Raw genomic sequence first — 2,328 nt, 5'->3', positions numbered from 1 at the left:
GGACGTGATGCCCGTGTCATGGACATCGCCAGTGTCTGGACACTACGTCTGGACACTACGTCTGGACACTACGTCTGGACACCAGCGTCTTTTCCACGCTTGTGATTTCCGCTCAATCGTCTGCGTGGTCGATTCGCAGGATCTTGTCGCCGTCGGGGAGAACCATTTCATCCTGTTCCATCGGGTTCCCCTCGGCGTCGAACAACGCTTCGATGCCTTCGGCAGCGTCGATCTGTTGGGTGAAATCAAAATTCCCTTCGCCGGCGTGTTGGCTAAGGCTTTCCATCACGCGTCGGATGAATTGAGGACTGTCATGGGGGCCTTGGATGTAACACGGTTTTCCATTGCGACCGAACCGAAAGGTCTGTTCACATTGGGATTCGTCGACGTCGTGCCAAATTCGGCTGGTGCGTTCATAGTCCCCCAAAGGATCGAGACCGAACTGGGCCGCCCACTGGACCGCATCGGTGACAAGTTTTTTGGCCACGCTGGGATCACACTTGGTCAGTTTTGAGCGCGATCGCAAACGATCTAAATGGTCGGAGAACTGTGCGGGCGTCACCAATCGGGCAAACGCGTCCTTGACGCCCAAGCAAGCCTTGTCGACGAGAAAACAGGCGAACACGACTCGGCCGTCGGGAATCGGGCGGGTGACCAGAACCGCTCCGATCGCCCCGTCATCTTCGGTGTCGTCCATCAGCGATGCGTAGGCATAGCAGCGGTCGATCGGCAGTCGCATCGACGCGGCGATCTGGCCGGCGACCGATCTCAACGCGTTTTTCTCCGCCGCCAAACGCTTCCGTTTCGCAATTTCTTTGCTGCGTTTTTTCGCCAATTTTTTTTGACGACTCTGTTCCGTTTTTGCCATCGTCGGATCTCAGTAGGGGCCATGACACATCGTTTACGACCGGAAGTACACCGCTCAATTTCGAATTTGACCACCGCAGTTGCCGGATTGTCCAGCCCGGTGGGAATGCATCGGATCAGACGCATTTCACTGTCTGGAATTCCGCTGTCAGGGAGGGATTCCAACGACCCGATGGAACTGTCCAACTGCCACTGTCGTCAAATTGCGTCCTATCTTCTGCATAGCGTGGGTTTCTCGGCGGCGATCGTTAGAGTATCAGAGTTTTCCTGACACTCGTACCGATCCAAAATCGAGCGGAAGATCATTAAACCGATCCGTCACTCCCGTGGCCAGACGGTGACGCGACGACGCTAATCGGGCGGTTGCGAGGACAGCAAAGTGATGTCGCAACGAACAGACGGTGACCTCGCGCGAACGGACATTCCTAGAAAAAGCATGACCAGCATTTCTATCGACCCAGCCAACACGACCGAAATCGATGTCTCGCAGTTGCTGAGCGCAGCCCGTCAGGATGCAGCCCGTCAGGATGCCGACGCCGCTGACGCCGAGGCACTCGGGCAATTGCTGCAGCTGTACCGCAACTACCTGACAATCCTGGCGACCACGCAACTTGACCGCCGGTTGCGGCGGCGGATGAGTCCGTCCGACCTGGTCCAGGACACGATGCTGGCGGCCCATCGCGATTTCCGGTCCTTTCGAGGGGGCAGCGAGCCGGAGCTGTTGTGTTGGCTGAGGCAAATCTTGGTGAACTGTCTGCGTGATGCCATCGACATGCATTTGAACGCTCAAAAACGCGACATGCGGCGTGAAGTGTCGATTGAACAGGTCGGCGCCACCCTGGACAAAAGTGCCTGTCATCTGGCCAACGTGCTGGCCGATCGCGGCCCCTCGCCGAGCGAACCGGCCAGGCGGCGTGAGCGTGCGGTCGAACTGGCCGATCAACTGGCCAAGCTTCGCCCCGAGTACCGCGACGTGATCGTGTTGCGCAATTTGCAAGGCCTCTCGTTCAACGAGATCGCCGACCGGCTGGATCGTCGCCCCGGCACGGTTCGCATGCTGTGGTTGCGGGCGATGGACAAGTTCAAACAGACCTACGACGATCCCCGAGCATAACGACCGAACGACGTGTTGGACTATTCTTCGATTTCCGATTTAAGCGTCGAACCTTCGGCAACACGGCACCTGTCCGATGCCCAAAAGGATCGGATGACGCTATTGCTGGACCGTTACCTGTCGGCATTGGAACAAGGTGTTCCGCCGCAACTGGAGGACCTGGCGGTCGACGATCCGGAGCTGGTTCATCCGCTGCGATGCTACATCAACGGGCTGGAAGATCTGCATCAGATCGCAGCCGGGTTCACGCCGCAATCCGATGCCGATCGCGACGACGCTTCCGACGGAGGTTGCGACGACGAACGCCTGTTGGGCGACTTTCGATTGCTGGAGGAAGTCGGCCGCGG

General features: G+C 58.1%; 2 protein-coding genes and 1 pseudogene. 2 read left to right on the top strand and 1 reads right to left on the bottom strand.

Features of this window, described 5'->3' with window-relative positions; all coding sequences use genetic code 11:
• Positions 1–112 precede the first annotated feature (112 nt).
• Positions 113–868, bottom strand: a complete 756-nt coding sequence (locus ABX749_RS29890) for a hypothetical protein (protein ID WP_372899253.1) — start codon at positions 866–868, stop codon at positions 113–115.
• 435 nt (positions 869–1,303) lie between these two features.
• Here ABX749_RS29890 and ABX749_RS29885 point away from each other — a divergent pair, with 435 nt between their 5' ends.
• Positions 1,304–1,981: a sigma-70 family RNA polymerase sigma factor gene (locus ABX749_RS29885; RefSeq protein WP_372899252.1), complete on the top strand. Its 678-nt coding sequence runs from the start codon at positions 1,304–1,306 to the stop codon at positions 1,979–1,981.
• A gap of 12 nt (positions 1,982–1,993) precedes the next feature.
• Positions 1,994–2,328: pseudogene (locus ABX749_RS29880) on the top strand (hypothetical protein); the annotation flags it as partial.

Origin of the sequence: Stieleria sp., assembly GCF_041595215.1 — a bacterium.
GTDB classification, from domain to species: domain Bacteria; phylum Planctomycetota; class Planctomycetia; order Pirellulales; family Pirellulaceae; genus Stieleria; species Stieleria magnilauensis.
The sequence above is the reverse complement of the archived record's forward strand: the minus strand, read 5'-3'. Positions and strand labels throughout refer to the sequence as shown.